Annotated in this window: 29 protein-coding genes; 16 read left to right on the forward strand and 13 right to left on the reverse strand. The window is 66.0% G+C overall.

What is annotated here, in order from left to right; genetic code table 11:
• Positions 1–53: 53 nt before the first annotated feature.
• On the forward strand, positions 54–1,040 hold the full coding sequence (locus Q4G22_RS04900; protein ID WP_303384783.1) for a glutathione S-transferase family protein: 987 nt from the start codon (positions 54–56) through the stop codon (positions 1,038–1,040).
• Positions 1,041–1,248: 208 nt separating this feature from the next.
• Here the strand turns inward: Q4G22_RS04900 and Q4G22_RS04905 are convergent, their stop codons facing one another.
• Both Q4G22_RS04905 and Q4G22_RS04910 read right to left on the reverse strand, forming a co-directional pair.
• Positions 1,249–1,572, reverse strand: coding sequence for a GNAT family N-acetyltransferase (locus tag Q4G22_RS04905; protein ID WP_303384784.1), 324 nt, complete (start codon positions 1,570–1,572; stop codon positions 1,249–1,251).
• Between the two features lie 48 nt (positions 1,573–1,620).
• Positions 1,621–2,940 (reverse strand): MFS transporter, encoded by a 1,320-nt coding sequence (locus Q4G22_RS04910; RefSeq protein ID WP_303384785.1) that lies wholly within the window; start codon positions 2,938–2,940, stop codon positions 1,621–1,623.
• 261 nt (positions 2,941–3,201) lie between these two features.
• Here Q4G22_RS04910 and Q4G22_RS04915 point away from each other — a divergent pair, with 261 nt between their 5' ends.
• From Q4G22_RS04915 to Q4G22_RS04970, 12 genes are all read left to right on the forward strand, one after another.
• Positions 3,202–3,363: a hypothetical protein gene (locus Q4G22_RS04915; protein WP_303384786.1), complete on the forward strand. Its 162-nt coding sequence runs from the start codon at positions 3,202–3,204 to the stop codon at positions 3,361–3,363.
• 68 nt (positions 3,364–3,431) lie between these two features.
• Entirely contained in the window at positions 3,432–4,343 is a 912-nt protein-coding gene (locus tag Q4G22_RS04920) for a co-chaperone YbbN (RefSeq protein ID WP_303384787.1), read from the forward strand.
• Positions 4,343–4,972, forward strand: coding sequence for an LON peptidase substrate-binding domain-containing protein (locus Q4G22_RS04925; protein ID WP_303384788.1), 630 nt, complete (start codon positions 4,343–4,345; stop codon positions 4,970–4,972). Before Q4G22_RS04920 ends, Q4G22_RS04925 begins: the two co-directional genes overlap by 1 nt.
• The gene (locus tag Q4G22_RS04930) at positions 4,969–5,172 is read left to right on the forward strand and encodes a Trm112 family protein (protein WP_303384789.1); all 204 of its coding nucleotides are present in this window, start codon (positions 4,969–4,971) and stop codon (positions 5,170–5,172) included. The genes Q4G22_RS04925 and Q4G22_RS04930 overlap by 4 nt, the downstream gene beginning before the upstream one ends.
• On the forward strand, positions 5,172–5,621 hold the full coding sequence (locus Q4G22_RS04935; RefSeq protein ID WP_303384790.1) for a GAF domain-containing protein: 450 nt from the start codon (positions 5,172–5,174) through the stop codon (positions 5,619–5,621). Before Q4G22_RS04930 ends, Q4G22_RS04935 begins: the two co-directional genes overlap by 1 nt.
• The gene (locus Q4G22_RS04940; protein WP_303384791.1) at positions 5,599–5,991 is read left to right on the forward strand and encodes a GFA family protein; all 393 of its coding nucleotides are present in this window, start codon (positions 5,599–5,601) and stop codon (positions 5,989–5,991) included. Before Q4G22_RS04935 ends, Q4G22_RS04940 begins: the two co-directional genes overlap by 23 nt.
• 73 nt (positions 5,992–6,064) lie before the next feature.
• Positions 6,065–6,373, forward strand: a complete 309-nt coding sequence (locus Q4G22_RS04945; protein WP_303384903.1) for a GFA family protein — start codon at positions 6,065–6,067, stop codon at positions 6,371–6,373.
• Positions 6,363–6,989 (forward strand): LysE family translocator, encoded by a 627-nt coding sequence (locus Q4G22_RS04950; protein ID WP_303384792.1) that lies wholly within the window; start codon positions 6,363–6,365, stop codon positions 6,987–6,989. The genes Q4G22_RS04945 and Q4G22_RS04950 overlap by 11 nt, the downstream gene beginning before the upstream one ends.
• Positions 6,986–7,627, forward strand: a complete 642-nt coding sequence (locus tag Q4G22_RS04955) for a pseudouridine synthase (protein WP_303384793.1) — start codon at positions 6,986–6,988, stop codon at positions 7,625–7,627. The genes Q4G22_RS04950 and Q4G22_RS04955 overlap by 4 nt, the downstream gene beginning before the upstream one ends.
• Before the next feature lie 58 nt (positions 7,628–7,685).
• Positions 7,686–8,741, forward strand: a complete 1,056-nt coding sequence (locus tag Q4G22_RS04960; protein ID WP_303384794.1) for a saccharopine dehydrogenase — start codon at positions 7,686–7,688, stop codon at positions 8,739–8,741.
• 1 nt (position 8,742) lies between these two features.
• Positions 8,743–9,888 (forward strand): saccharopine dehydrogenase family protein, encoded by a 1,146-nt coding sequence (locus Q4G22_RS04965; protein ID WP_303384795.1) that lies wholly within the window; start codon positions 8,743–8,745, stop codon positions 9,886–9,888.
• Between the two features lie 90 nt (positions 9,889–9,978).
• The gene (locus tag Q4G22_RS04970; protein ID WP_303384796.1) at positions 9,979–11,181 is read left to right on the forward strand and encodes a PQQ-dependent sugar dehydrogenase; all 1,203 of its coding nucleotides are present in this window, start codon (positions 9,979–9,981) and stop codon (positions 11,179–11,181) included.
• 157 nt (positions 11,182–11,338) lie between these two features.
• On the opposite strand, the gene Q4G22_RS04975 is transcribed toward Q4G22_RS04970, so the two are convergent.
• From Q4G22_RS04975 to mutL, 3 genes are read right to left on the reverse strand one after another with little or no spacing between them, the layout of a single operon-like run.
• A complete protein-coding gene (locus Q4G22_RS04975) occupies positions 11,339–11,710 on the reverse strand; it encodes a DUF3775 domain-containing protein (protein WP_303384797.1) in 372 nt (123 codons plus the stop codon).
• Positions 11,711–11,754: 44 nt separating this feature from the next.
• Positions 11,755–12,435, reverse strand: a complete 681-nt coding sequence (locus Q4G22_RS04980) for a hypothetical protein (RefSeq protein ID WP_303384798.1) — start codon at positions 12,433–12,435, stop codon at positions 11,755–11,757.
• Positions 12,432–14,243, reverse strand: a complete 1,812-nt coding sequence (gene mutL, locus Q4G22_RS04985) for a DNA mismatch repair endonuclease MutL (protein WP_303384799.1) — start codon at positions 14,241–14,243, stop codon at positions 12,432–12,434. The genes Q4G22_RS04980 and mutL overlap by 4 nt, the downstream gene beginning before the upstream one ends.
• A 148-nt stretch (positions 14,244–14,391) precedes the next feature.
• Here mutL and Q4G22_RS04990 point away from each other — a divergent pair, with 148 nt between their 5' ends.
• Positions 14,392–14,577 carry a hypothetical protein gene (locus tag Q4G22_RS04990; RefSeq protein WP_303384800.1) on the forward strand — a complete coding sequence of 62 codons (186 nt, stop codon included), beginning with the start codon at positions 14,392–14,394 and terminating at the stop codon, positions 14,575–14,577.
• Between the two features lie 75 nt (positions 14,578–14,652).
• On the opposite strand, the gene Q4G22_RS04995 is transcribed toward Q4G22_RS04990, so the two are convergent.
• The 8 genes from Q4G22_RS04995 to Q4G22_RS05030 form a co-directional block, all read right to left on the reverse strand.
• The gene (locus Q4G22_RS04995; protein WP_303384801.1) at positions 14,653–15,993 is read right to left on the reverse strand and encodes a pitrilysin family protein; all 1,341 of its coding nucleotides are present in this window, start codon (positions 15,991–15,993) and stop codon (positions 14,653–14,655) included.
• Positions 15,990–17,336, reverse strand: coding sequence for a pitrilysin family protein (locus tag Q4G22_RS05000; protein WP_303384802.1), 1,347 nt, complete (start codon positions 17,334–17,336; stop codon positions 15,990–15,992). The genes Q4G22_RS04995 and Q4G22_RS05000 overlap by 4 nt, the downstream gene beginning before the upstream one ends.
• Positions 17,337–17,487: 151 nt before the next feature.
• Complete coding sequence (locus Q4G22_RS05005) at positions 17,488–18,252, reverse strand: NAD(P)-binding domain-containing protein (RefSeq protein WP_303384803.1); 765 nt, start codon at positions 18,250–18,252, stop codon at positions 17,488–17,490.
• A gap of 23 nt (positions 18,253–18,275) precedes the next feature.
• Positions 18,276–19,487: a cytochrome P450 gene (locus tag Q4G22_RS05010; RefSeq protein ID WP_303384804.1), complete on the reverse strand. Its 1,212-nt coding sequence runs from the start codon at positions 19,485–19,487 to the stop codon at positions 18,276–18,278.
• The gene (locus Q4G22_RS05015; protein ID WP_303384805.1) at positions 19,484–19,999 is read right to left on the reverse strand and encodes a DUF3035 domain-containing protein; all 516 of its coding nucleotides are present in this window, start codon (positions 19,997–19,999) and stop codon (positions 19,484–19,486) included. The genes Q4G22_RS05010 and Q4G22_RS05015 overlap by 4 nt, the downstream gene beginning before the upstream one ends.
• A 29-nt stretch (positions 20,000–20,028) precedes the next feature.
• Positions 20,029–20,670, reverse strand: a complete 642-nt coding sequence (gene lspA, locus Q4G22_RS05020) for a signal peptidase II (RefSeq protein ID WP_368661458.1) — start codon at positions 20,668–20,670, stop codon at positions 20,029–20,031.
• Positions 20,671–20,672: 2 nt separating this feature from the next.
• Entirely contained in the window at positions 20,673–22,262 is a 1,590-nt protein-coding gene (purH, locus tag Q4G22_RS05025; RefSeq protein ID WP_303384806.1) for a bifunctional phosphoribosylaminoimidazolecarboxamide formyltransferase/IMP cyclohydrolase, read from the reverse strand.
• 139 nt (positions 22,263–22,401) lie between these two features.
• A complete protein-coding gene (locus tag Q4G22_RS05030) occupies positions 22,402–23,643 on the reverse strand; it encodes an RsmB/NOP family class I SAM-dependent RNA methyltransferase (protein ID WP_303384807.1) in 1,242 nt (413 codons plus the stop codon).
• 58 nt (positions 23,644–23,701) lie between these two features.
• On the opposite strand from Q4G22_RS05030, the gene Q4G22_RS05035 reads away from it, so the two are divergent.
• Together Q4G22_RS05035 and Q4G22_RS05040 are read left to right on the forward strand one after the other, a co-directional pair.
• On the forward strand, positions 23,702–23,878 hold the full coding sequence (locus Q4G22_RS05035) for a DUF1674 domain-containing protein (protein WP_303384808.1): 177 nt from the start codon (positions 23,702–23,704) through the stop codon (positions 23,876–23,878).
• Positions 23,878–25,203, forward strand: coding sequence for an amidase (locus Q4G22_RS05040; protein WP_303384809.1), 1,326 nt, complete (start codon positions 23,878–23,880; stop codon positions 25,201–25,203). The genes Q4G22_RS05035 and Q4G22_RS05040 overlap by 1 nt, the downstream gene beginning before the upstream one ends.
• Positions 25,204–25,209: the final 6 nt, after the last annotated feature.

Below are 25,209 nucleotides of genomic sequence, written 5' to 3' on the forward strand. Positions count from 1 at the left end.
CGTGCAGGCGGCAGGGCGTTACATGAAGACAGGATCGGACAAAGGATGATGCGATGGGCAGGCTGGTGAACGGAGAATGGCGCGAAGGCTGGATCGACACCGCCGCCACCGATGGCGAATTCCTGCGCGACACATCGCGACACCGCAACTGGATCACGCCGGACGGCGCGCCTGGTCCCAGTGGCGAGGGCGGCTTTGCCGCGGAAAGCGGCCGCTATCACCTGTATGTGTCCTATGCCTGCCCTTGGGCACACCGGGCGCTGATCTTTCGTGCGATCAAGGGGCTGGCCCCGCATATCGGCGTCTCGGCGGTGCATCCTGACATGCTGGCCGATGGCTGGACCTTTTCCACCGATTTTCCCGGCGCGACTGGCGACCGGCTGTTCGGGTCTGCCTTTATGCGCGACATCTATCTGCGCGCCGATCCGCAGACCTCGGGCCGGGTGACGGTGCCGGTGCTGTGGGATCGCGCGCGCGACACCATCGTATCCAACGAAAGCGCCGAGATCATCCGCATGTTCAACAGCGCCTTTGACGGGCTGACCGGCAACCGTGACGATTACTATCCCGCCACGCTGCGCGACCGGATCGAGGCGCTGAATACCCGCATCTATGACACGGTGAACAACGGCGTTTACAAGGCCGGTTTCGCCACCACGCAGGCCGCCTATGACAAGGCGATCACACCGCTGTTTGACAGTCTCGACTGGATCGAGGGGCTGCTGACGCAGAGCCGATGGCTGGCTGGCGACACGCTGACCGAGGCCGACTGGCGGTTGTTCACCACCATCTGCCGCTTTGACGCGGTGTATCACACGCATTTCAAATGCAACCGGCGGATGGTGACGGATTATCCCCATCTGTGGGACTGGGCGCGGGCGCTGTATCAATGGCCTGGCGTGGCCGAGACCGTGTATTGGGATCACATCACCCGGCACTATTATTTCAGCCACGATACCATCAACCCGCACCGGATCATTCCCATCGGGCCGGTGCGTGACTGGCTGGCCCCGCACGGGCGCGGCGATGCAAAGGGCTGACGAAAAAGGAAGCCCCGGCAAAACGCCGGGGCCTTGAGAGAGAGGGAGGGAGGGTTGTGACCGCATCCACCGGCCACTGGGCTTCGGCGGGTTAACGCGGCAAGGCCGGATCGGTTCCCACCCTTTTCGATGAAAAATTTGTCCTGTCGAAGCTGTTGTCAGCCAAGGGCAAATCGCCCGTGCCTGCCCTGTGCGGCAGGGCTGGCCATCATGCCGGGGTTACGGTGCCTTGGGGGGGCGTGAACAGGTCGGCCCATTCGGGGTGCCGTGCCGCTTGGCGCGCGACAAAAGAGCAGCGCGGGATCACCCGGAACCCTTGGCTGCGTGCGTCCTGCATCAGAACGTCCAGCATGGCCCGCGCCACGCCCCGGCCGCCCATGGCTTCCGGCACGCCGGTATGATTGGCGCTGATAATCCCCGGCCCGGCGGGGGTGAAGGTCAGCTCGCCTTCGCCGTCGATACCCGCGATCCGGGCGACATAGCGGCCCGTGTCCTCGGCATGGGTTTCCTTGGTCACGGTCACATCGGTCATGATCTGTCCTTCATCATGGGGTGACAGGGGTGCGGGGTGGATTCCGGGTCAGCCAATGGCCTGATCGCGGGTTTCCGTCCGCACCATCGTCAGGGCCAGAGCCGCCAGCAGCAGCAGCCCGGCAAAGGCGCCGATGGCCAGCCCGAACCCTTTGGCAAAGACCACCGCCAGCAGGCTGGGGGCCAGAATGCCGCCCAGACGGGCCATGGCGCTGGCCGTGCCCATACCCGCGCCGCGCAGCGATGTAGGATAGAGTTCGGGCGTAAAGGCATAAAGCGCGCCCCATGTGCCCAGCAGGGCAAAGCTCATCAACATCAGCGCACTGGCGATCAGGGCGGATGTGCCGGCGATGGTGAACAGGAAACAACCGGCGGCGGACAGCAGCAGAAACAGCATCAGCGTCGGTTTGCGACCCCATTTTTCCACGCCCCACGCCGCCAGTGCGTATCCGGGCACCTGCGCCAGCGCCAGAATGACAAGAAAGCCATAGCCGCGCACAAAGCCAAAGCCTTCGGTCGCCAACTGCCCCGGCACCCAGACGAATACGCCGTAATAGGACAGCGACACCAGAAACCACACCGCCAGCATCCCCAGCGTGCGCTGCCGCAGGGCGGGGGCAAAGATCGACCCTTCGGCGCGCGGATCGACCGGCGTGGGCACCAGCCGGATGTTTTCGGGCAGCAAGGGCGCGCCATTACCCGCCAGCACCCGGTTTACCACCGAGCGGGCCTGCGTTTCCTGCCCGCTGCGGATCAGAAACATTGGCGATTCCGGCACCCACATGCGCAGCCAGAACCCGATGATCGCCGGTGCCGCCGCGATGAAAAAGATCCAGCGCCACGGCTCTGCCGCGCCCTGTGCGGCGGCGATCCATGCGGTCAGGGCGATGACGATGGTGCCGATGGCCCAGAACCCTTCGAGCCAGACCAGCCAGCGGCCCCGGTTCCTGGGCGGCAGGAATTCGGCCATCATCGCGTAATCGACCGGCAGCGTGCCCCCCACCGCCACCCCGGTCAGAAAGCGCAGCAGCAAGAGCAGTTCAAAGCTGGGGGCAAAGACCGACAGCAGGCCGAACAGTGCATCCATCAGCACCGTTGCCAGCAGCACCCGGCGGCGGCCAAAGCGGTCGGCCACGCGGCCAAAGACAAAGGCGCCGACGAACATGCCCAGAAAGAACAGCGTGCCGATCTGCAAGGCGGTGGTGCGTTCCAGCCCGAAGGTCACGGCGATCGACGGTGCGGCAAAGCCCACCGCGATCACCTGCATCGCATCGGCGGCCCAGACCAGTCCGAAAATCCCCAGCAGTTTCGCCTGATACCGGCCGGTGCCGCCGCGCGCCAATGCCGCATCAACCGTCATTGTGGTCATGAGTTGTCCCGTCCCCCCTGAACGCTGGCGCAGGATGCGGTGCAGGGGGCTGTTGGGCAAGCACGAATTTTGCGGTGCAGCATTTTGCCGTTGATCCTGCATGGACAGGTTGATCCTGTGCTGCGGCAGATCGCCGGGCAGACAGGGCGTGGTCTTTGCGTTACCGTCGCAGGGGGGCTGTCTGCCCCCCGCCGCCTGACGGCGGCCCCCCCGAGGATATTTGTCAACGAAAGACACATGATGATTGATCCCGATTCCCCGATGTTCGACCCGCTTTGGCTGCGTATGCTGATTGTGGCGGTGCCTTTGCTGATGTCGGCCTATGAATTCGCGACCGGATCGGTGTTCTGGGGTGTACTGTTTGGTGGCGTGGGCGGATATATGTTCCACCTGTTCTTTCTGGCGCGGGTTGATCGTTCCTGACCGGCGACAGCCTTGCAAGGGCGGGGTGCATGGGCCATCTATCCCCTGACTTAATCTGAGAGGCCCCGATGCTGAACCTTGGCTCTGCCCCCGAAAGCGCGCCCGCCGCCGCTGATCTGATCCAGGACGTGACCGAAGCCAATTTCATGGCCGAGGTGATTGATCGGTCCATGGAAGTGCCGGTTATCGTCGATCTGTGGGCGCCGTGGTGCGGCCCGTGCAAGACGCTTGGCCCTTTGCTGGAGGCCGAGGTGACGCGGCTGAAGGGTCGGGTGCGGATGGTCAAGGTCGATGTCGATCAGAACCAGATGATCGCCGCGCAATTGCGGGTGCAGTCGATCCCTACCGTTTACGCCTTTTATCAGGGCCGCCCGGTCGATGCCTTTCAGGGGGCGCTGCCCGCCAGTGAAGTGCGGGCCTTTGTCGAAAAGCTGGCCGGTTTGGCTGGCGATGGGGGCTTGGGCGATGCGCTGGAGGCGGCCGAGGCGATGCTGGCTGAAGGTGCCGCGCCGGATGCCGCCGAAACATTCGCGGCCATCACCGACGAATCCCCCGAGAATGCCGAGGCCTGGGGCGGGCTGGTCCGCGCGCATCTGGCCATGGGCGATGAGGTCGGGGCCGAGGCGGCACTGGCCCGCGTCCCGGAAAAGGTCACCGGTCTGGCCCCGGTCGAGGCGGCGCGGGCGCAACTGGCGCTGACGCGGCAGGCGGCGAATGCCGGGCCGCTGGCCGATCTGGAGGCGCGTGTCACCGCCAACCCCGACGATCAGCAGGCGCGGCTGGATTATGCCGGGGCGCTGCACGCCGCGGGTCGGGTGGAAGAAGCCATCGACATTCTGCTGGACAGTTTCCGCCGCGACCGTGACTGGAACGAGGGGGCGGCCAAGGCGCAATTGCTGACTATATTCGACAGCCTCAAGCCCAATGACCCGCTGGTGCAGCGCGGGCGGCGGCGGTTGTCTTCGATCATCTTTGCCTGATGCCGCTGCGGTTCGATCTGCCCGACTGGCTGCCTCTGTTCCCTCTGCCGGGGGTGCTGTTGCTGCCGCGTGCGCGGCTGCCTTTGCAGGTCTATGAGCCGCGCTATCTGCAAATGCTGGATGATGTGCTGAAATCCGACCATCGGCTGATCGGCGTCATCCAGCCCTCGGGCGAGGATGAGCTGGCGCCTATCGGCTGTGCGGGCCGCGTGACCGGCTTTACCGAGACCGAGGACGGGCGCTATATGATTTCGCTGCGCGGGGTGTCGCGGTTTCGGCTGACCGACGCGGACGAGGGGTTTGCGCCCTATCTGAAAGGCCGCGCCGACTGGTCGGATTATGCGCATGACACCGGGCCTGCGGAAGCTGACCCCGGCTTTGACCGCCCCGGCCTGATCGACCGGTTGCGCCGCCTGATGGACCAGCACGAGATGAGCGCCGATTGGGACAGCATGGCCGAGGCGGGCGATGAAACGCTGGTCAACGCATTGTCCATGGCGCTGCCCTTTGAGGCGAGCGAAAAACAGGCGCTGCTGGAGGCTGTGACCCTGACCGAGCGACGCAAGATGTTATCCGGCCTGATCGAATTTGCCCTGCACGACAGCGGCAGAGAGGAGCGTTTGCAATGACCGATACCCCGCCGCGCCCGGCGTCAGAGTTCAACCGGCATATGTTGGAGGCGTTGGTCTGTCCGGTGACGCAGACGGCGCTGCATTACGACGCGGCGCGGCAGGAACTGGTGTCGCGTGCCGCCGGGCTGGCCTTTCCGATCCGCGCGGGCATTCCGGTGATGCTGATCGACGAGGCACGGCAGATCAAGGCCGACTGATGGATTACGACGCCCTTGCCGCCCGCATCCGCGCCCTGACCGCGGGCGAAACGGATGAGATCGCGCTGATGGCGACACTGGCCTGCGAGATTCACCACAGCGACGACCGCTTTCACTGGACCGGGTTTTACCGCGTCACCGGGCCGGATCTGCTGAAGATCGGGCCGTATCAGGGTGGGCATGGTTGTCTGGTGATCCCCTTCGCGCGCGGGGTCTGTGGGGCGTCCGCGCGGACGCGTCAGGTGCAGCTTGTGCCGGATGTGGACGCTTTTCCGGGGCATATTGCCTGCGCCAGCAGCACAAGGTCGGAACTGGTGATCCCGGTCATCGGCGCGCGGGACCGGCTGATCGGCGTGCTGGACATCGACAGCGATCTGCCCGACGCTTTCACCGAAACCGATGCGGCGTGGCTGGGGGCGATTCTGGATGACACATTCGGGCAGTGTTGAGTTCACCGGCGGCTGCCTTTGCGGCGCAGTGCGGTTTTCCGGGGCCACCAGCGCGCCCGACCTGCGCGCCTGCCATTGCAGCCAGTGCCGCCGCTGGTCGGGGCATGTCTGGGCGTCGTTTGACCCGGCAAGCCTGACGGTGCAGGGGGATGTGCGCTGGTTCCGGTCATCCGACAAGGCCGAGCGAGGATTCTGCCCGACCTGCGGATCGTCGCTGTTCTGGCGGCGCATCGGGTCGGACAAGATCGAGGTCGCGGCGGGTGCGGTCGATCAGCCCACGGGACTGCGGCTGTCCGGGCATATCTATACCGCCGATAAGGGCGATTATTACACGATTGACGACGGCTTGCCGCAAAGCCCCGCCGGATGATGCAGGGTGGCTGTTTGTGTGGCGCTGTTTGTGTGGCGCTGTGCGCTTTGCCGTGACACCGTCCTTGCGCGACGTGCTGATCTGCCATTGCAGCCAGTGCCGCCGCTGGGCAGGTCATGTCTGGGCGGCCTCTGCCGTGCCGCCTGACCGCCTGCGCCTGATCCGGGGCGAGACGCTGCGCTGGTTTGCTGCCTCGCCCGACGCGGATCGCGGCTTTTGCGCCAGCTGCGGTTCGTCGCTGTTCTGGCGGCCTGCGCATGGGCGGCATATCAGCTTTGCCGCCGGGGCGTTGGACGGGCTGACCGGCTTGCGTATCGGCGCGCAGTGGTGTCTGACAGATGCAGGCGATTACTATCAGACCGAGCGCGAAGATGATCCTTGAAACCCTTGCCGCCATCCCGACTCCGCAACTGGCCGCCTTTGTCCTTGGCGGGCTGGTGCTGAACTTTACCCCCGGTCAGGACGTGTTCTTTGCCAGCGCCTGCGGCATTCAGGGCGGGCCGCGCGCGGGGGCCTTGGCGGGGTTCGGTGTCGGGCTGGGCGTGCTGTTTCATTTGGCGCTGGCCGTCATCGGCCTTGGCGCGGTGATGGCCGCCCACCCCGAGGCGCTGACGGCGGTGAAATATGCAGGCGCGGCCTATCTGCTGTTTCTGGCGTGGAAAAGCTGGAACGCCGGGCCGGTTGACCCGACGGCGCGGGGCAGTGTCCGGCCGTGGAACATTATCCGGCGCGGGGCCTTGTCGAATATCCTGAACCCCAAGCCGGTGCTGTTTCTGCTGGCCTTTCTGCCGCAGTTCACCCGGCCCGACTATGGCCCGATCTGGGAACAGATCCTTGGCCTTGGGCTGATCTTTGCTTTTACCGGCACCTTGGTTACAATGGGCTATGGCATCGTCGCGGGCTATGCGGGCCAGGTGCTGGGCCGCCGCCTTGGGCTGGTGAACAAGATTGCCGCCGTGCTGTTCGCAGGCTTGGCGATCCGCCTTGTGGCCAAATGATCTATGCACCGCCCCCCGGCCTGCCCGAGATCATCCACGCCGACCATGAAATTCTGCTGGTGAACAAGCCCTCAGGCATCCTGTCGGTGCCGGGCCGGGGCGAGGACAAGGCCGATTGCGTCATAAACCGCCTGCGTGGTCCGTTTCCGACCGTCTTGCTGGTGCATCGGCTGGATCTGGACACATCGGGCGTGATGGTCTTTGCGCTGACCCCCCATGCCCAGCGCCACCTGTCCCGCCAGTTCGAGGAACGGCAGACCCGCAAAGCCTATGTCGCCCGGCTGCATGGGCGGTTGCAGCCGAAAACCGGCACCGTCGATCTGCCGCTGATCGTTGATTGGCCGAACCGCCCCCGGCAAAAGGTCGATTACGTCGATGGCCGCCCGGCGCAGACCGACTGGCGGGTGATGCGCGCCAGTGATGATGAAACGCGGGTGCGGCTGTTTCCGCTGACAGGGCGCAGCCATCAGCTGCGGGTGCATATGGCATCCTTGGGGCATCCCATCCTTGGCGATCCGCTGTATGCCACCGGCGCGGCGGCGGATCATCCACGGCTGATGCTGCACGCTGAAACGTTGCGGCTGCGCCATCCTGACAGCGGGGTGATGCAGGGATTTTCTGCGCCGGTGCCGTTCTGACGCTTTTCCTTTCGGATGCGCTGCCCTATCTGTGCGGCAAGCATGACAGGGGGTCGATATGGTGCATCTGTGGGTCCGGGCGGAAAGCCGCCCCAACGAAGACCGGGTGTGCATCACCCCGCAGGGCGCGGCCCGGCTGATCGCTGCCGGTCACAGCGTCACGGTCGAGGAAAGCCCACACCGCATCATCCCCATCGCCCGCTATGCCGAGGCGGGGGCGGCGATCGCCCCGCAAGGGTCCTGGCCCACGGCCCCCGATGATGCGATCATCTTTGGGTTAAAGGAATTGCCCGCCGATGGTTCGCCCCTGCGGCACCGGCACATCATGTTCGGCCATGCCTTCAAGGGTCAACCGGCCGGGCAGGTGCTGCTGCGGCGGTTCCGCGATGGCGGCGGGGCGCTGTATGATCTGGAATATCTGGTCGATGATACCGGGCGGCGGCTGGCAGCGTTCGGCTATTGGGCCGGTTACGCGGGCGCGGCGGTGTCGCTGATGGCATGGGCGGCGCAGCAGCGCGGCGGGATCTGCGGCCCGGTCCATGCCTATACCGGCAAGGAACTGCTGCTGGACGATTTGCGGGCGCGGCTGGATGCGGTGCCCCGTCCGCGCCCGCGTGCCATTGTCATCGGCGCGCTTGGCCGCGTGGGCAGCGGTGCCTCGGATCTGTTGCGGGAAATGGGCGTCGCCACCACCCGCTGGGATATGGCGGAAACCGCGCATGGCGGCCCCTTCCCGGAAATTCTGGCGCATGATCTTTTCATCAACGCCATTCTGGCTATGCCCGGCGTGCCGGTCTTTGTGCCCGCCAGTGCCACCAATCCGGGGCGCACGCTGACGGTGATCGGCGATGTGGCCTGCGATCCGAGCAGTGATTTTTCCCCGGTCAAGGTTTATGACCGTGAAACCACATGGGACCAGCCGGTGCGCCGCGTGGCCGGGCACCCGCCGTTGGATGTGATGGCGATCGACAACCTGCCGTCGATGCTGCCGCTGGAAAGCTCCGAGGATTATGCCGGGCAATTGCTGCCCGTGCTGGAACAGCTTGACCAGATCGACGCCGGGCCATGGGGCCGGGCGCGCGCCCTTTTCGACAAACATGCGAACGAGGTCTGACATGACGATCCACTGGGCAGGCACTGGCCTGTCGGCTATCCCCGGCCTGCGCCGCCTGATCGCATCCGGCCAGCCGGTCGTGGTCTGGAACCGCACCCCCGACAAGGCGCGCGATGCCGTGGGCGATCTGACCGGCGACATCCGCGCCTATACCGCCCAAGCGCTGGCCGATGCCGTGCAGCCGGGCGACATCGTGGTGTCGATGCTGCCCGCCGACCAGCACCCGCCGATTGCGGCAATGTGTGTGGAAAAGGGCGCGCATTTCGTCAGTTCGTCCTATATCTCGCCGGCGATGGCGGAACTGGACGGCGCGGCCCGCGCCGCTGGCGTCGCCTTGGTGAACGAGGTCGGTCTGGACCCCGGCATCGACCATCTGATGGCGCATGATCTGGTCGCCGATTACCGCCAGATCGCGCGGCCCGGCGATGTGGTGCGCTTTACGTCTTATTGCGGCGGGGTGCCCAAACACCCCAACCCGTTCCGCTATAAATTCAGCTGGTCGCCCTTGGGTGTGCTGCGGGCGCTGAAATCGCCGTCGAAATCGCTGAAAGACGGGCAGGTGCTGGATGTTTCGCGCCCATGGGACGCGATCACGCCCTATGACGCCCCCCTGCCGGTGCCGGAACGGTTCGAGGTTTACCCCAACCGCGATTCCCTGCCCTTTGTGCAGCAATACGGCTTTGATCCGGCGTGGAACGTGCAGGATTTCGTGCGCGGCACCATCCGGCTGAAGGGCTGGCAGGACGCGTGGTCGCCGGTCTTTGCCGAAATCGAAACCCTCAGCGGCGAGCAGGGCGAAGCCCGCTTGCGCGAGATGGCCGATCAGTTCTGGCGTGACAACAGCTATGCGCCGGATGAACCCGACCGCGTGGTTCTGTTCGTTGCGCTGCGCGCCGAACGGGATGGCGAGCCGGTGTTCGACAAGGAATGGGTGTTGGACGCCCACGGCAATGCACAGGGCAGCGCGATGGCGCAGCTTGTGTCCACCCCGGTTGCATTGGCAGTGCAGGCGGTGACAGCGGGCAAGATCGCCGCTGGAGTCCATGCAGCCCCCGATGATCCGGTGCAGGTGGCCGACTGGCTGGTGGAAACCGGCCATATCGCCCAGCATATGGCCAAGGTCGATCATCTGTCCCACACGGCCTGACGTCTGACTGACGGCCCTGTGATTTCGGTTGTGGAACGCCATAGGCTTTCGTGTGTTAGGTGCATGACCTGATCCATGAAAGGAATTGCCATGACCCGCCTGATCCGCCCGGCTGCCAGTTTGCTTGCCCTTGCCGCAGGCGGGCTGATGGCCGGAACCGCCTTTGCCGATTTCAATAACGCGCCCGCAAATGGCGCGGCTGCGGGGCAGGCCCCTGTCTTTGAAAACCAGACCCGTGCTCCGGTGATTCAGGATGACACCGCGCTGATTCAGACTGTGGTGGTCGAGGGGCTGGAACACCCGTGGGGCCTTGCCGCTCTGCCCGATGGTGCGTGGCTGCTGACAGAACGTCCGGGCCGGATGCGGGTGGTATCGGCTGATGGCACCCTGTCCGATCCGATCGAGGGCTTGCCCGATGTGGATGCCCGCGACCAAGGCGGCCTGCATGATGTGTCGGTGGCCGATGACTTTGCCGAAACCCGCCGCGTCTGGTGGACCTATGCCGAACCGCGCGGCGAGGGCACGAACGCCACTGCCATCGCCACCGGCACGCTGTCTGCCGATGGCAGGACGATGGAAAACGTCACCCGCATCTGGCAGCAACAGCCCGCCACGACATCCACCAAGCATTTCGGCGCGCGCATCCTGCATGACGGCGAAGGGCATCTGATCGTCGGTCTGGGCGAACGATCCGACCGCCAGTATCGCGATTCCGCGCAAGACCCGGCGACGACCTTGGGCAAGGTCATTCGCATCAACGCCCAGGATGGCGCCCCCGCCGGTGCCGGAATCGAGGGTGCTGCGCCCGAGGTCTGGTCGATAGGCCACCGCAACATTCAGGGCGCCGCCGTTGCCCCCGATGGACGTGTCTGGATGAATGAACACGGTCCGCGCGGCGGCGACGAACTGAACCTGATCGAGCCGGGCCAGAATTATGGTTGGCCGGTCATCACCTATGGAGTGGAATACAGCGGCGGGCAGGTTGGCGATGGCCTGACCGCGCAGGATGGGATGCAGCAGCCGAATTACTACTGGGACCCCTCGCCCGCGATCAGCGGCATGGTGTTTTACGATGGCGAGATGTTCCCTGACTGGCAGGGCAACGCCCTGATCGGCGGGATGCAATCGCGCAACCTGATCCGCCTGACACTGGACGGCGACCGCGTGACTGGCGAGGCGCGTCATCTGGACGGTATCGGTCGCGTGCGCGAGGTCGAGGTGGCCGCCGACGGCGCGTTGATGATTATCACCGACCACGCGAACGGGCGACTGATCCGGGTGAGTGCCGAGTAAGCCCGCATCAGATCACGGCGGGTGCCCTGAATCGCGCCCGCCATTTGCTGTTTGCCTAAACATGCAAAACATGACGCCTGACCCAAAACGATCCGCTGCATCGGCTGGATGCCGCGGATCGCCGTGACCGTTACACACGCAAAAAACGGCTGACGCCTTACACCGGCTTTTGCAGGTCGTGTTCCTCATCCTCGGGCGACAGGCCAAGCGCCTCCATCCCGGCTTCGAGGTAATCGGCCAGACGGGGTTCGCCCATCAGGTAATCTTCGGTAGGCGTGGATTTTTCGGCGCGGGCGGTGGCGATGGCTTCGGTCAGTTCCTCTGGCTCAAAGCTTTCGCGACCGATCCACATGATGGCAACCAGTGCCGCCTGTTCGTCATCGTTCAGGTTTTCGATAAAATCATGCAGTTCCGTGCGGGTGCCATCGCCGCGCCGGTGGCCGTTATGCGCCCAGGCGTCGATGCCGCTGTCATATTCGCGGGCGCGGATGATGATATGCGCGATCTTGTCGGGGGTGATGTCCAGCATGGCGAGCCTTGTCGGAGAAAATTCTCTTGCGAGAATGGAGCGTTTCAGCGGGCGGCGTCAATGGCATCATTCAGCACTTTCGCGACCTCCAACAGCCCGAACAGGCTATAGCTGGCAAGAAAGATTATTGCCGCAATGAAAATGGCAGTTGTGACAAAGTCCCATCCCAACAGACGATAGATTCTTCGCGCCACAAATAGTGCCATATCCGCTGCGATTAGTATCATTAACGCTGCAACGGGAATCTGAGCGATGCTGACCGATTGGTTGATGAACTGAACCCAAGGACTATGTGCTGCGTCCTGATCTATATTGGGCAAGTCGCTGATGTTTGCTTCGGTCTGAATGAGCACTATCAGGATCACGATCCAGAATCCAAGTGCGCCGATCTTGCGCAAGATTTTGTCAAGTGAATCCTCATCGAAGCGGGGCGCTTTGGAGCGGGGTGAGCCGGGTTGGATGTGCATAAGTCGTTCCAACCAGCGGCGTGGCCTTTCTGCAAGCCGAACAACGTTGGCGCGCTCGGGCGCAGGGGTATAGGTCGCTTGCCAACCGTTCCGCTGCCAATGCAGTTTTGTTCTGATATAATCCTGCCGCGCCATCGTCCGGTCAAGGCAACGCCAACCAGAGCGCAGGATGTCATTTCCATTTTGTCGGGCGAGATAGTGTCGGGGCCGTTGCCCCGGCACGAGCGAGAACTGGCCGGGCAGCCGCACCTTATTCATGAGCGCCCAAACAGCCGTTCGATGTCGCTCAGCCCCAGCCGCACCCATGTGGGTCGCCCATGGTTGCACTGGCCGGAATTGGGCGTGCGCTCCATTTCGCGCAGCAGGGCGTTCATTTCGTCGCCGCTCATCCGCCGCCCCGACCGGACCGATCCGTGGCAGGCCATCGAGGACAGCACCGCGTCGATCCGCCCGCGCAGCCGGTCGGACGCGCCAAGGTCGGACAGGTCGTCCAGAATATCGCGGATCAGTGCGGCGGCGTTCAGGCGTGGCAGGATTGCAGGCACCTCGCGCACGGCGATGGCGCCGCCGCCAAAGGCTTCGATCACCAGCCCCAGCTCGGCCAGTTCCGGGGCGTGCTCCAGTATCCGCGCCGCATCCGTGGGGGACAGATCCACGATATCCGGCACCAGCAAGGCCTGCGTGGGGATGGCGCGGGCGGCGGCCTGTGATTTCAGGCGCTCATAGACCAGCCGTTCATGGGCGGCGTGCTGATCGACGATCACCAGCCCGTCGGCTGTCTGGGCGATGATCCAGTTTTCATGGATCTGCGCCCGCGCGGCGCCCAGCGGCGCATCGGCAGGGGCAGGCTGTTCGGGCGGCGGCTCGACGCGGGCGGCGGGTGCCTCGGCAAAGCCGGGGTGCAAGGGGGCCTGTGCGGCATATCCGCTGGCCAGCGCGGCAAGGCCGGGGCGCGGCGGCGCGGTCGATGGCCGCAGCGGGGCCGCAGGTTCGGGGCGGAAGGCGGCCATGGTCGCATCGGCCAGTGTGGTGGCCGCGCGCGGGGCCGCCATGGCCAGCGCATGGCGCAGCGCCGATACCACCAGCCCGCGCGCCAGCGAGGGGTCGCGAAACCGCACCTCGGCCTTGGCGGGGTGGACGTTCACATCGACCAGATGCGGATCGCAGGCCACAAACAGCGCCGCCGCCGGGTGCCGCCCGGCCGCCAGCACATCCATGTAACCGGCGCGCAAGGCCCCGGTCAGCAGCTTGTCGCGCACCGGACGGCCATTGACGAACAGATATTGCGCCACTGCCGCGCCGCGCGAATAGGTCGGCAGGGCGGCGAATCCGGTCAGGGTGATACCATCGCGGGTGGCATCAATGGGCAGGGCGTTGTCGATGAAATCACGCCCCATGATCCGCGCCAGCCGCAATTGCAGCGCGCCGAACAGATCGCCCTGTTCGGCGTCGAGGCGCAGCAGCCCGCGCCCCTGATCGGTCAGGGTAAAGGCGACATGCGGTTCGGCCATGGCCAGACGGCGCACCACATCGGCGATGGCCTGCGTCTCGGCGCGTTCGCTGCGCAGGAACTTCAGCCGCGCGGGGGTGGCAAAGAACAGATCGCGCAGTTCCACGACCGTGCCACGATTGCCCGCCGTCGGGCGTACCGGGCCGATGGGTCCGCCCGCGACGGTGATCTGCGCGGCATCATGGCCCGCCGCGCGCGAGGTGATCTGTAGCCGCGCCACCGCGCCAAGGCTGGGCAGCGCCTCGCCACGAAAGCCAAAGCTGCGAATGTCCAGCAGATCGGTGCCGTCGATCTTGGATGTGGCATGGCGGGCCAGGGCCAGTGGCAGATCATCCGCCGTCATGCCACAGCCGTCATCGCTGACCCGGATCAGATCGCGCCCGCCGCCCGCGATGTCGATGCTGATGCGCGTCGCCCCGGCGTCCAGCGCGTTTTCCACCAGTTCCTTGACGGCGGATGCCGGACGTTCCACCACTTCGCCCGCCGCGATGCGGTTGGCGGCGGCTTCGTCAAGCTGGCGGATCACCGGGCGGATGTTGGGGTCGAGGCTGTTCATGCCCCCAGATCTAGCAGGTCGCGCGACCAAGGCCAATGATTCCCCCAAGCCTGCGGCCGGTCAGACCGCAAAATTATCATTGGTTAACGGAACTGCAATCGCAGGCTGACGGTTTCCGCTCCATAGCCTTTGCAAAAGGAGAGATCCGATGACCAAAGTAATCACCGCTGCCCTGCTGGGCGGATTCGCCCTGACCCTTGCCGCATGCGGCCCCGATACCGCCACCCGCGCCACCACCGGGGCCGCGACGGGTGCCGTCATTGCCGGGCCTGTGGGCGCAGTTGCCGGGGCCGGTCTGGGTGCGACCGGCGCGGTGCGCGTCAACACGCCCTGACCGGGCCGGACCAGCCGCAGATCAGGGCCGTGCCGTCGGGCGCGGCCCTTGTTTTTGTGTGGTCGGCGGCGCGGCTCAGTTTGCCGCCTGATCCTGTGCGGGCTGAACGCTGCCATCCTCGCCGATGCCCTCGGGCTTGCCGACCAGGACAAAGCGCAGCCCGTCCGCATCCAGAAGCCGCTGCGCCACACGCTGCACATCGGCGACGGTCACGGCCTCGACCTTGGCGTTGCGGGTGTTGGGGTAATCAATCGGAAAGCCGACCATCTGCATTCCGGTCAGGATACCGGCGATCTTGCCATTGCCGTCAAAGCGCAGCGGATATTCGCCGGTCAGATAGGTTTTCGCATCGGCCAGTTCCTGATCCGTCACGCCCTCGGCCAGCCGGTCCCACTCGGCCCGGATCAGACCGACCGCCTGACCGACATTGGCATTGGCGATTGCTGATCCGCCGCCCCATGTCTGGCCATAGATCCCGGTCGAAAGGCTGGTGCCGATGCCATAGGTCAACCCGCGCTTTTCGCGGATTTCATCCATCAGTCGGCTGGAAAACCCGCCGCCGCCCAGAATGTGATTGGCGACGAAGGCGGCGAAATAATCGGGGTCGTCGATGGGCAGACCCGGCCCGGCAAAGGACACCACCGTCTGCGGGCTGTCCCAGTCAATTACCGTCACCCCGCCGGTCAGGTCCAGCGTGGCCGGGTCGGGCAGCGGCGCGGTGCCCTGTTCGGGCAGACCGCCCAGAATGCTGTCCAGCATCTTGCCCAGTTCATCGGGCGTGATGTCGCCCGCCGCGCCGATCACCATCCGGTCGCGGGCCAGAACACGGTTCTTGGCCTCGATCAGATCGGCCTGCCGCAGTGCGGCCAGCGAATCCGCCGTGCCATTGACCGAGGTGGCATAGGGGTGATCGCCCCAAGCCTGTCGGGCCATTTCCTTGGCGGCCAGTGCGTTCGGGTTGGTATCCTCGGACCGGATCACCGCCTGCACCTGCGCCCGAACCCGGTCCACCGCATCGGCGTCAAAACGAGGCTGCGTCAACGCCTGCGCCAGCAGGGCGGCGGTTTCATCGCGGTTTTCGGTCAGCGCCCGCAGATCGACCGACAGGGCATCGTCGCCCGCCGCAAAGCTGAACTGCGCCCCCAGCGATTCCACCGCCTGCGCAAAGGCGGTTGCGTCCAGTTCGCCCGCGCCTTCCTCAAGCGTGGCGGCCATCAGGTTCACCGCGCCGCGCTTGTCGGGGGCATCAAGGCTGGCCCCGCCCATAAAGGCCAGCGAGACGGCGACAAAGGGGATCGAGTGATCCTCGACCAGCCACGCCTGAATACCGCCGGGCGAGATGACGGGCTGAATCTCGATCGCATAGGCGGGGCTGACGATCAGGGCGGCGCAAAGCGCGAATGTGGCGCGGATCATGGCTGCACCTCCTCGGGTTGGGTGGCGGGCAGCAGCCAGCCGGTCACGGTTGCATCCGATGACAGCAGATCGCGCGCGGCGGTCATGACGTCATTAGCGGTGACGGCGGCCAGAATATCGGGCCAGTCGTTTACGTCCTGAATGGTCAGCCCGGTGGACAGGCCCTGACCGTAATCATAGGCGCGGCCATGGGCGCTGTCCTGTGCATAGATGCGGGCGGCGCGGATCTGGGTTTTCACCCGCTCCAGCGCCTCGGCGTCCGGCCCGGTTTCGACAAAGCGGGCCAGCACGCGGTTCAGTTCCGCCTCGGCCTCATCACGGTCCATGCCGTCGGCGGGCACCATGGAAATAGCAAAAGTCGTCGGATCGACCGACAGCCCGTCATAGCCGGTGCCGACCCACAGCGCCTTGCCGGTCATCGCCAGTTCGCGTCCCAGAACCGACGTCTGCATGTTCCCGCCCAAGAGTTCCGACAGCACCGTCAGCGCGGCTGCGCGAGTCTGATCGCCAGCGTTGCGTTCGGGGGCGATGATGGTGCGGGTCATCACCGGCTGCGGCACGCGGGGATCGGTCATTTCCATCCGGCGCGGGGACCGCTGTTGCGGTTCCTGCGGGCGGATACGTGGCGCGGCCTCGCCCTTGGGGGGGATCGGGCCGTAATATTGCTCGGCCAGTTCGCGCGCCTGTTCGGGGGTGACATCCCCCGCCAGAATCAGGATCGCTTCGTTCGGGGAATAATGGTCGTCATACCATGCGATGGCGTCGTCGCGGGTCAGCCCCTCCATTTCCTGACGCCAGCCGATGACCGGGCGGCCATAGGGGTGGTTATAGAACTGCACCGCACTGGATTCCTCGGCGAACAGGGCGCGGGGGTTGCTGTCGGTGCGCTGCGCCCGTTCTTCCAGCACGACCTGCCGTTCGGCCTGCCAGTCATCCTCGCCGATGCGCAGATTGGCCATACGGTCGGATTCCATTTCCATCACCAGGGGCAGGCGGTCGGCGGCGATGCGCTGAAAATAAGCCGTGTAGTCATAGCTGGTAAAGGCGTTGTCCATGCCGCCATTGCGCGTCACCGTGCGGCTGAATTCGCCGGGCGCCAGCGTGTCGGTGCCCTTGAACATCAGATGTTCAAGATAATGCGCGATGCCGGATTTGCCGGGCGGTTCATCGGCGGACCCGATTTTATACCAGAGCATCTGCACCACCACCGGCGCGCGGTGATCCTGAATGACCACGGTTTCAAGGCCGTTGGGCAGGGTGAAATGGCTGATCCCTTCGGGCATTTCGGCCAGCGCGGGGCTGGTCAGGGCAAGGGTGGTCAGAACGGCAAGCGGGGCGCGCATGGGCATCCTTTCGATTGGTGCGGCGAAGGTGCCGGTTGCGGGCGCGGGGTTCAAGCACCCTCGCGGCATTGTGTGGGCCGGGGGCCAAGGTTATGCGCGTTGATCTCCGTGTTCCCGGATGCGTATTTGGGTAAATAAAAAGCCGGGGCCTTTACGCTTTGGGCGGCAGGTTCAGCCCGCTGCGCAGGCTGTCCAGCCCGTCGCACAGTGTTTGCGGCGCGCCGCAATCGGCCAGTTTGCGGGCAAGGGTCTGGTTCAGCCCGCCCTCGGTGTTCAGCCCGGCGCGCAGGCGCGGCAGGTCGGGCGCCTGGTCCAGCATCCGGCAATAGCCGCCGATCAGCCCGGCCAGGTATTGCGTGGCCCCATTGCGATCGCCGGTGAACCCGGCCAGCCATCCGGCGGCGCTGTCGATCTGGTCCAGCAGCGGCAGCAGGATGCCGGTGGCGGCGAAATGTGCCGCCAGATCGGTTTCCGAGGCGCAGGCATGGATCGCGGCATGTCCCCCAAGGATCTGTCTTGGGACGGCATTGTCGGGATAAATCGCCAGCGGGGTTCCGCCAAGGCGGATCGGCGGCAGCGGGATGGCGGCGCAGATGTCGGTTGTGGGGGCGCAAAGCCTGTGCAGCTCGGCGATGCTGACGCGGGCCATCACCGAAATCACCGTCAGATCAGGGCGAAAGCGCAGGTCGGGCAGCACCTGCCGTGCGGTGTCGGCCAGCAGACAGATGAACACGATGTCGCTGTTGTCCAGCACCTGTTGATTTTCGGCCCGGCTGACCCTGGCAAAGCGGTTCACCAGTTCCTGCGAGACCGTTTCAGAGCGGTGCGACAGGGTGATCTGATGGCCATCGCCCGCCAGCGTTTCCACCAACGCCGCCGCGATTTCGCCTGTGCCCAGAAAACCGATACGCGCCATGGTGAACCTTTGCTGTGCGGGGCCTATGCCAATGTGATCGGCAGGCTGGTCGGGCCATGCGCCTGAAGGCCGGATTTCCAGATCACCGGCCCATCCAGCGTGATCCGGCTGGTCTGCGCCAGCAAGGCGGTAAAGATCGCCTCCATATTCATGCGTGACAGGTTGTTGCCCAGGCAGACATGCGGGCCGCCGCCAAAGGCGATGTGGCGGTTCGGGCTGCGTGCCACGTCGAAGCGGTCAGGTTCGGGGAAGGCCGCCGGATCGCGGTTGGCGCTGGCATAGAGCAGCGCGAATTTCGTGCCCTGCGGCCAGTCGCGCCCCGCCACGGTCAGATCGACCGAGGCATAGCGGTGAAAGAACGGCAGCGGCGCGGCCCAGCGGAACATTTCCTGCACGGCCAGCGGCATCAGTGCCGGATCGTCGCGCAGGCGCTGCATCTGGTCGGGATGGGTCAGCAGCGCATGCAGGCCCGATCCCAGCACGTCGATGGTCGAGCCGTGGCCCGCGTGCAGGATCTGCATGACGGCGGCGATCAATTCGTCACCGCGCAGATCGCCACGCGATTCGGCCCCGATCAGCGCGGTCATCAGATCGTCGCGGGGGCGGGTGATACGCTCGTCTCGCAGGCACACCAGATAATCGTGAAACAGCACGGTCGCCTGTTCGGCGCGGGCCTTTTTCTCGGCGGTGCGGTCGATGTCGAAATAGCTGACGACATCCTCGCTCCACCCGGTCATCTGACGGCTGTCCTCGTCGGGGACGCCGATCAGGCGGCCGATGATCCGCCCCGGCAGGTCCGAGGCCAGATCGGCGATAAAGTCGATCCGGCCCCGCGGCAGCAGATCGCGGATCAGCGCATCGGCGGTGGCGGCGATGGCCGGGCGCAGGCTTTCCAGCCGGGTGCGGGTGAAAAACGGAAATACGGCGCGGCGCAGGCGGTCATGGTCGGGACCGTCGATTTCCAGCATCGAGGTCTGCACAAAGCGTTCGTGGAACGGCATGTCGTGGAAATTCGCCTGCCGCTGCATCTGGCGGACTTGATCGGGCGGCAGGAACACGGCGGCGCTGCGCACCATGCGCCGGTCGGTGGCGATGGCCTGCACATCGGCAAAGCGCGCGGCCAGCCAGCCGCCAAAGGGGTCATGCCAATACAGCCCCGGCTGATCGCGCAGAGCGGCATAGGCGGGCCACGGATTTTCCCCGAAATCCGGCGCTGCCGGGTCGAACAGGGTCATGGGCCGGGCGGGGCTGTGGGCACACGGGCACCGGCGCGGCGCCAGCGATCCTGTTCGGCGTTCGAATCCAGCATCATCGGGCGATAGGCACGCATATAGACATTGGTGCGGGCGATGGTTTCCAGCAGCCGACGCGAGTTGGCCGAACGCCATGCCACGTCCTCTTGCGCCAGTTGCTGGCGGATACCGGGGCTGGTGCCGGTGCGGTTGGCATAGGCCACCAATGCGGCATCGCCCGCGCCGATGCCCTGTGCGGCCAGTTGCGCCGGGTTGCCGCCCAGTGCCGCCACCGCATCGCCCATCGGGGCCGGGTCGGTGATATTGCTGCCGCCCGGTGTCGGCGGGGGCAGCACGTTCAGGTCAGTGGGCAAGGTCAGCTGCCGGGTGGGCAGGATGGCGAATTCATCCGGCCCGTCCTGACCGGCGCTGATGTTCATCAGATGCGGGTCGCGGCTGCATCCCGACAGGCCCGCCATGGCCACAATTCCCAAAGTCAGCAAGAAGGCCCGCATGATCCGTCCCTTTGTCCGTTCGGCCCGTTCTAACGCGCTTTGCCGCGCGCGTCACGGGTGTTGTCGTTATCGCCCGCAGGCAGCAGCACCAGACCGATGGCCCCGGCAAAGATCGCAATGTCGGCGATGTTAAAGCTGTAGGGGTTTTGCCAGCCCGGCAGCGACATGTTCAGGAAATCGGCCACCGCGCCATAGATCAGCCGGTCGATCACATTGCCGATCGCCCCGCCGATCAGCAGCCCGCCCGAGATCTGCGCCAGCAGCCCGGCGCGCGACCGCGCCAGCCAGATCCAGACCCATGCGCAGACCGCCAAGGCCACCGCGATCAGCAGCCAGCGGGTCAGATTGGCGTCGCTGGCCAGCAGGCCAAAATTCATCCCCTGATTCCACGCCATGCGCAGGTTCAGCCATGGGGGAATCACGTCGATCATCCGCACCCGGTCCAGATCCAGCAGATGCACCACGATATATTTCAGGGCCTGATCCAGCACCAGCGTGCCTGCCGCGACCTTGGCCGTCAGCGCCATACCCGCGCCTGCGGGGACGGGACGTGCGGGAACCTTGGGTGCGCGGGGCTTGCGCGGGGCTTTGGGCTTTGGCCCCGGCGCAACAGGTCCGGTGCGTTCCGCCGGGGCCGATGCCTTGCGCGGGGCTTTGGGTTCGCTGGTCATGGTCAGTGGCGGAAATGGCGTTGGCCGGTGAAGACCATGGCAAGGCCAAGGCGGTCGGCGGCCTCGATCACCTCGGCGTCGCGCATCGAGCCGCCGGGCTGGATCACGGCGCGCGCGCCCGCCTCGGCCAGCGCCTCGATCCCGTCGGCAAAGGGGAAGAAGGCGTCGGATGCCACCGCCGCGCCTTCGGTCAGCGGCGCGGACAAGCCCAGAGCCTGGGCCATATCCTCGGATTTGCGGCGACCGATGCGGGTGCTGTCGACGCGGCTCATCTGGCCGGCGCCGATGCCGACGGTGGCCAGATCGCGCGCATAGACGATGGCGTTCGATTTGACGTGTTTGGCGACCGTCCAGGCGAACAGCAAATCATCCAGTTCCGCATCCGTCGGGGTGCGTTTGGTGACGACCTTGAGATTGCCGCGCGTGATCAAGCCGCTGTCGCGGTCCTGCACCAGAAACCCGCCCGCGACCTGACGGAAGGTCAGCCCGCCCGCCACCGGATCGGGCAAGCCGTCTGTGGTCAGCAGGCGCAGGTTTTTCTTGGCGGCAAAGATCGCCTTGGCCTCGTCGCTGGCATCGGGGGCGATGACGACTTCGGTGAAAATTTCCGTAATGGCGCGGGCCGTGTCGGCGTCCAGCGGCTGGTTCAGCGCGATGATGCCGCCGAATGCGCTGGTGCGGTCGCAGTCAAAGGCGCGGCGATAGGCCTCGGCTGGGGTGTCAGCGCGGGCGACACCGCAGGGGTTGGCGTGTTTGATGATGGCGCAGGCGGGGCCTTGGCTGGGATCAAACTCGGCCACCAGTTCAAAGGCGGCGTCGGTGTCGTTGATGTTGTTATAGGACAGTTCCTTGCCCTGCCATTGCCGCGCGGTGGCGACGCCGGGGCGCGGCTCGCCGGTGGTGTAGAAAGCCGCCGACTGGTGCGGGTTTTCGCCATAGCGCAGCCCCTGTGCCAGCGTCCCGGCAAAGGCGCGGCGGCGCGGGGTTTCCTGGCCAATGGCACGGGCCATCCATGTGGACACCGCCGCGTCATAGGCGGCGGTCCGCGCATAAGCCGTCTGCGCCAGCCGCTGACGAAAGCCCATGCTGATCCGGTCGTCATTGGCGTTCATTTCTTCCAGCAGGGCATCGTAATCCTGCACATCGACGATCACGCCAACATGGGCATGGTTCTTTGCCGCAGCCCGGATCATCGCCGGGCCGCCGATGTCGATGTTTTCCACGCAGGCCGCGTAATCGCCGCCCTTTGCCACGGTTTCCTCGAACGGGTAGAGGTTGACGATCAGCAGGTCGATGGGCGCAATGCCATGCGCCTCCATCGCGGCAAGGTGTACGTCATTGTCGCGCAGCGCCAGCAGGCCGCCATGCACCGCCGGATGCAGCGTTTTCACCCGCCCGTCCATCATCTCGGGGAAACCCGTCACATCGGCCACATCCACCACCGTCAGCCCGGCCTCGCGCAGCGATTTCGCGGTGCCGCCGGTGGACAGGATTTCGATCCCGCGCGCGGCCAGCTTGCGGGCGAATTCGATCAGGCCGGTTTTGTCGGAAACCGAGATAAGCGCGCGTTGGATGTGGATCAGGTCGGACATGGCAGCCTCGGGCGGTTAAGGGTTGCCGGTCAGTTAGCCGAGCGGGGGGCCAAGGTCCAGCACTGCCCGCTGGTCAGTCGCAGCGACGTTGCCCCCAAAGCTGCGTATTTGGGCAAACAGCGGGACGGCCTGAATACGCTCAGGCAGGTTTTCGCAGTCTTGCGATAAAGAACCCGTCCATACCGCCCTGATCCGGCCAGTAATCGGGGCGCAGGCGCAGGCCGGTTTTGGTCAGCCATGTCGGATCGGTGCCGGAGATCGCGGGCGTGTCGGCGGTCAGGCCGGGGTAGCGGGCCAGGGCGGCGGTGATCTGATCCTCGCCCTCGGCGGGCAGTAGCGAGCAGACGGCGTAGGTCAGACGACCGCCGGGCGGCAGCAGGCTCAGCGCGTGGTCGATCAGGCGGGCTTGCAGCGCGGTCAGATCGGCGATGCCGCTGCCGTCGCGCAGGAAGGGCAGGTCGGGGTGGCGGCGGATGGTGCCGGTGGCGGAACAGGGCGCGTCCAGCAGGATGGCGTCGGGCGGGCTGTCGGGGCGGTAGTCCAGCGCGTCGGCTGTCACCAGCCGGGCCGTCAGACCGCAGCGGGTCAGGTTTTCCTGCACGCGCGCCATGCGGGGGGCCGAGATGTCCACCGCCGTCACCTCCGCCCCCGCAGCGGCCAGTTGCAGCGTCTTGCCGCCCGGCGCGGCGCAGAGGTCGAGGATCTTTTCGCTGGGGCGCGGGTCCAGCGCGCGCACGGCCAAGGCGGCGGCAGCGTCCTGCACCCACCAGGTGCCGTCCGCGTATCCGGGCAGGGCTGACACCTGCGACCCGGCGGGCAGGCGATATGATCCGGTCGGCAGAGCCTCGCCCGGCGCATCCGCCGTTTTCGGGGTCAGGTCCAGCGGCGCCCCGGCCTGATGGGCGGCCTCGATGGCGCGCGCGGTCTCATCGCCCCAAGCCGCCACCACCGGCGCGCGCAGCCAATCGGGCATTCGCTGCGGGGGCAGGGCGTCCCACCCCTCTGCCTGCGCCGCCTTTCGCAGCACCGCATTGGCCATGCCCGCCGCCGCCCGCCCGCGCGGGCCAAGGCCGCGCACCAGCGCCACGGCGGCATTGACGACACCGTGCGGGGCTTCGCCCAACTCCAGCATTTCCACGACCGCCATGCGCAGGATTTCCCCGACATCGGGCCGGGGCCGCCGGTCCATCAGCGCGGCCAGCACCGCATCAGCCCGCCCCGCATGGCGCAGGGTTTCCGCCGCCAGCCGTCCGGCCCGCGCGCGGCCCGGCCCGTCCAGCCCGGCCAGCCGCCCGGCCTGATCGGACAGCGACACCCCCTCGCGCACACCACGCAGCAGCGACAGCGCGGCGTGCCGGACCGGATCGTGAACCTTTGCCAAAACTGTTTCCTTCGCTTAACCTGACGCCATTCGTTAGGCCAAAATAGGGCGCAATGCCATGACCGACCGCACAGACCTGCCCCCCGCCGCGCAGCGCGCGCTGGCCGAGGCCGAAGAACGCCGCAAGGCCGCCGCCGCGAAACAGCCCTTGCCCAAGGAATACGGCGGGCGTGACGGGCCGGAACCCGTGCGCTTTGGCGATTACGAAAAGAACGGCATCGCGGTGGATTTCTGATGGATTGGCAGCGCGCATCGGCCACGGCGCAGGGCCGGGCAATCATGGCGGGCCTGCTGGACCCGGTTGACCTGACCGAAGCCTATCTGGATGCCGCGCGCCGTCATCCCTATGGTCGCCGCATCTATGCCAGGCTGACCCCGGAACGCGCCCGGTCCGAGGCGATTTCCGCCCATGATCGCGCCAAGGATGGCCTGCGCCGCAGCCTGCTGGATGGCGTGACCCTGTCGTGGAAGGATAACATCGACAGCGCCCGCACCCCGACCGAGGCCGGATCGCGCCTGCTGGAAGGGCGCACCCCCGATGCGGATGCGGCGGTGCTGGCGAATGCGACGGCGGCCGGGGCGATTTGCCTGGGCAAGACGCATATGACCGAACTGGCCTTTTCCGGGCTGGGGCTGAACCCGCGCACAGCGACGCCGCCGAACGCGCTGGACCCGGCCCTTGCGCCGGGGGGGTCGTCATCGGGCGCGGCGGTGTCGGTGGCGCTTGGGCTGGCGGCGGCGGCGATTGGCTCGGATACAGGTGGTTCCATCCGGGTGCCCGCGGCGTGGAACGGGCTGTGCGGGTTCAAGCCGACGCATGGTGCGGTGCCGGATGTCGGCGTCGTGCCGCTGTGCCGCCGCTTTGACGTGACCGGACCCATCGCCCGCAATGTCGAGGATTGCGCCGAGTTGTTCGCTCTCATCACCGCCAGCCGCGCGCCCGATCTGCGCGGCGCGGTGCCATCGGGGCTGAATCTGCTGGTGCTGGAAGGGGCGCCCTTCGATCAGATCGAACAAGGCCCCGCCACCGCCTTTGAAGCCGCCGTGGACCGGCTGGCGCAGTCCGGCGCGCGTATCAGCCGCGCCGCACCTGACATCATCCCTCGCATGCTGGACCTGTCGCCAACGCTGTTCGCCCCCGAAGCCTATGCCCTCTGGCGCGACCAGATCGAGGCGGCGCCGGAACTGATGCACAAGCCGATCCTGGAACGGTTCCGGGGCGGCAAGGCGGTCTCGGCCCCCGATTATATCGCCGGATGGGAAACGCTGCACCGTTGCCGCACGGAATGGGCGGTCACGGTGGCTGGCTTTGATGCGGTGATCCTGCCCACCGTGCCGATCCTGCCGCCCGACGCCGAACGCTTGACCCGTGACGAAGATTATTTCGTCCACGCCAACCTGCTGACCCTGCGCAACACCCGCATCGGCAACCTGCTGGGCCTGCCTGCCATCACCCTGCCCACGGCCAGCCCCGGTTGCGGCATCATGGCCATGGGCGGGGCGGGTGGCGATCTGGCGCTGCTGCGCACAGCCGCCGCGATGGAACAGGCACTGGCCTGACAGGCA

Source organism: Paracoccus sp. (in: a-proteobacteria) (genome assembly GCF_030538655.1).
Lineage (GTDB): Bacteria > Pseudomonadota > Alphaproteobacteria > Rhodobacterales > Rhodobacteraceae > Paracoccus.

Bases quoted from the DNA above. Each gene is read 5' to 3' on its own strand.
- Q4G22_RS04900 (WP_303384783.1), top strand. From the start codon at position 54: ATGGGCAGGCTGGTGAACGGAGAATGGCGCGAAGGCTGGATCGACACC.
- Q4G22_RS04905 (WP_303384784.1), bottom strand. From the start codon at position 1,572: ATGACCGATGTGACCGTGACCAAGGAAACCCATGCCGAGGACACGGGC.
- Q4G22_RS04910 (WP_303384785.1), bottom strand. From the start codon at position 2,940: ATGACCACAATGACGGTTGATGCGGCATTGGCGCGCGGCGGCACCGGC.
- Q4G22_RS04915 (WP_303384786.1), top strand. From the start codon at position 3,202: ATGTTCGACCCGCTTTGGCTGCGTATGCTGATTGTGGCGGTGCCTTTG.
- Q4G22_RS04920 (WP_303384787.1), top strand. From the start codon at position 3,432: ATGCTGAACCTTGGCTCTGCCCCCGAAAGCGCGCCCGCCGCCGCTGAT.
- Q4G22_RS04925 (WP_303384788.1), top strand. From the start codon at position 4,343: ATGCCGCTGCGGTTCGATCTGCCCGACTGGCTGCCTCTGTTCCCTCTG.
- Q4G22_RS04930 (WP_303384789.1), top strand. From the start codon at position 4,969: ATGACCGATACCCCGCCGCGCCCGGCGTCAGAGTTCAACCGGCATATG.
- Q4G22_RS04935 (WP_303384790.1), top strand. From the start codon at position 5,172: ATGGATTACGACGCCCTTGCCGCCCGCATCCGCGCCCTGACCGCGGGC.
- Q4G22_RS04940 (WP_303384791.1), top strand. From the start codon at position 5,599: ATGACACATTCGGGCAGTGTTGAGTTCACCGGCGGCTGCCTTTGCGGC.
- Q4G22_RS04950 (WP_303384792.1), top strand. From the start codon at position 6,363: ATGATCCTTGAAACCCTTGCCGCCATCCCGACTCCGCAACTGGCCGCC.
- Q4G22_RS04955 (WP_303384793.1), top strand. From the start codon at position 6,986: ATGATCTATGCACCGCCCCCCGGCCTGCCCGAGATCATCCACGCCGAC.
- Q4G22_RS04960 (WP_303384794.1), top strand. From the start codon at position 7,686: ATGGTGCATCTGTGGGTCCGGGCGGAAAGCCGCCCCAACGAAGACCGG.
- Q4G22_RS04965 (WP_303384795.1), top strand. From the start codon at position 8,743: ATGACGATCCACTGGGCAGGCACTGGCCTGTCGGCTATCCCCGGCCTG.
- Q4G22_RS04970 (WP_303384796.1), top strand. From the start codon at position 9,979: ATGACCCGCCTGATCCGCCCGGCTGCCAGTTTGCTTGCCCTTGCCGCA.
- Q4G22_RS04975 (WP_303384797.1), bottom strand. From the start codon at position 11,710: ATGCTGGACATCACCCCCGACAAGATCGCGCATATCATCATCCGCGCC.
- Q4G22_RS04980 (WP_303384798.1), bottom strand. From the start codon at position 12,435: ATGAATAAGGTGCGGCTGCCCGGCCAGTTCTCGCTCGTGCCGGGGCAA.
- mutL (WP_303384799.1), bottom strand. From the start codon at position 14,243: ATGAACAGCCTCGACCCCAACATCCGCCCGGTGATCCGCCAGCTTGAC.
- Q4G22_RS04990 (WP_303384800.1), top strand. From the start codon at position 14,392: ATGACCAAAGTAATCACCGCTGCCCTGCTGGGCGGATTCGCCCTGACC.
- Q4G22_RS04995 (WP_303384801.1), bottom strand. From the start codon at position 15,993: ATGATCCGCGCCACATTCGCGCTTTGCGCCGCCCTGATCGTCAGCCCC.
- Q4G22_RS05000 (WP_303384802.1), bottom strand. From the start codon at position 17,336: ATGCGCGCCCCGCTTGCCGTTCTGACCACCCTTGCCCTGACCAGCCCC.
- Q4G22_RS05005 (WP_303384803.1), bottom strand. From the start codon at position 18,252: ATGGCGCGTATCGGTTTTCTGGGCACAGGCGAAATCGCGGCGGCGTTG.
- Q4G22_RS05010 (WP_303384804.1), bottom strand. From the start codon at position 19,487: ATGACCCTGTTCGACCCGGCAGCGCCGGATTTCGGGGAAAATCCGTGG.
- Q4G22_RS05015 (WP_303384805.1), bottom strand. From the start codon at position 19,999: ATGCGGGCCTTCTTGCTGACTTTGGGAATTGTGGCCATGGCGGGCCTG.
- lspA (WP_368661458.1), bottom strand. From the start codon at position 20,670: ATGACCAGCGAACCCAAAGCCCCGCGCAAGGCATCGGCCCCGGCGGAA.
- purH (WP_303384806.1), bottom strand. From the start codon at position 22,262: ATGTCCGACCTGATCCACATCCAACGCGCGCTTATCTCGGTTTCCGAC.
- Q4G22_RS05035 (WP_303384808.1), top strand. From the start codon at position 23,702: ATGACCGACCGCACAGACCTGCCCCCCGCCGCGCAGCGCGCGCTGGCC.
- Q4G22_RS05040 (WP_303384809.1), top strand. From the start codon at position 23,878: ATGGATTGGCAGCGCGCATCGGCCACGGCGCAGGGCCGGGCAATCATG.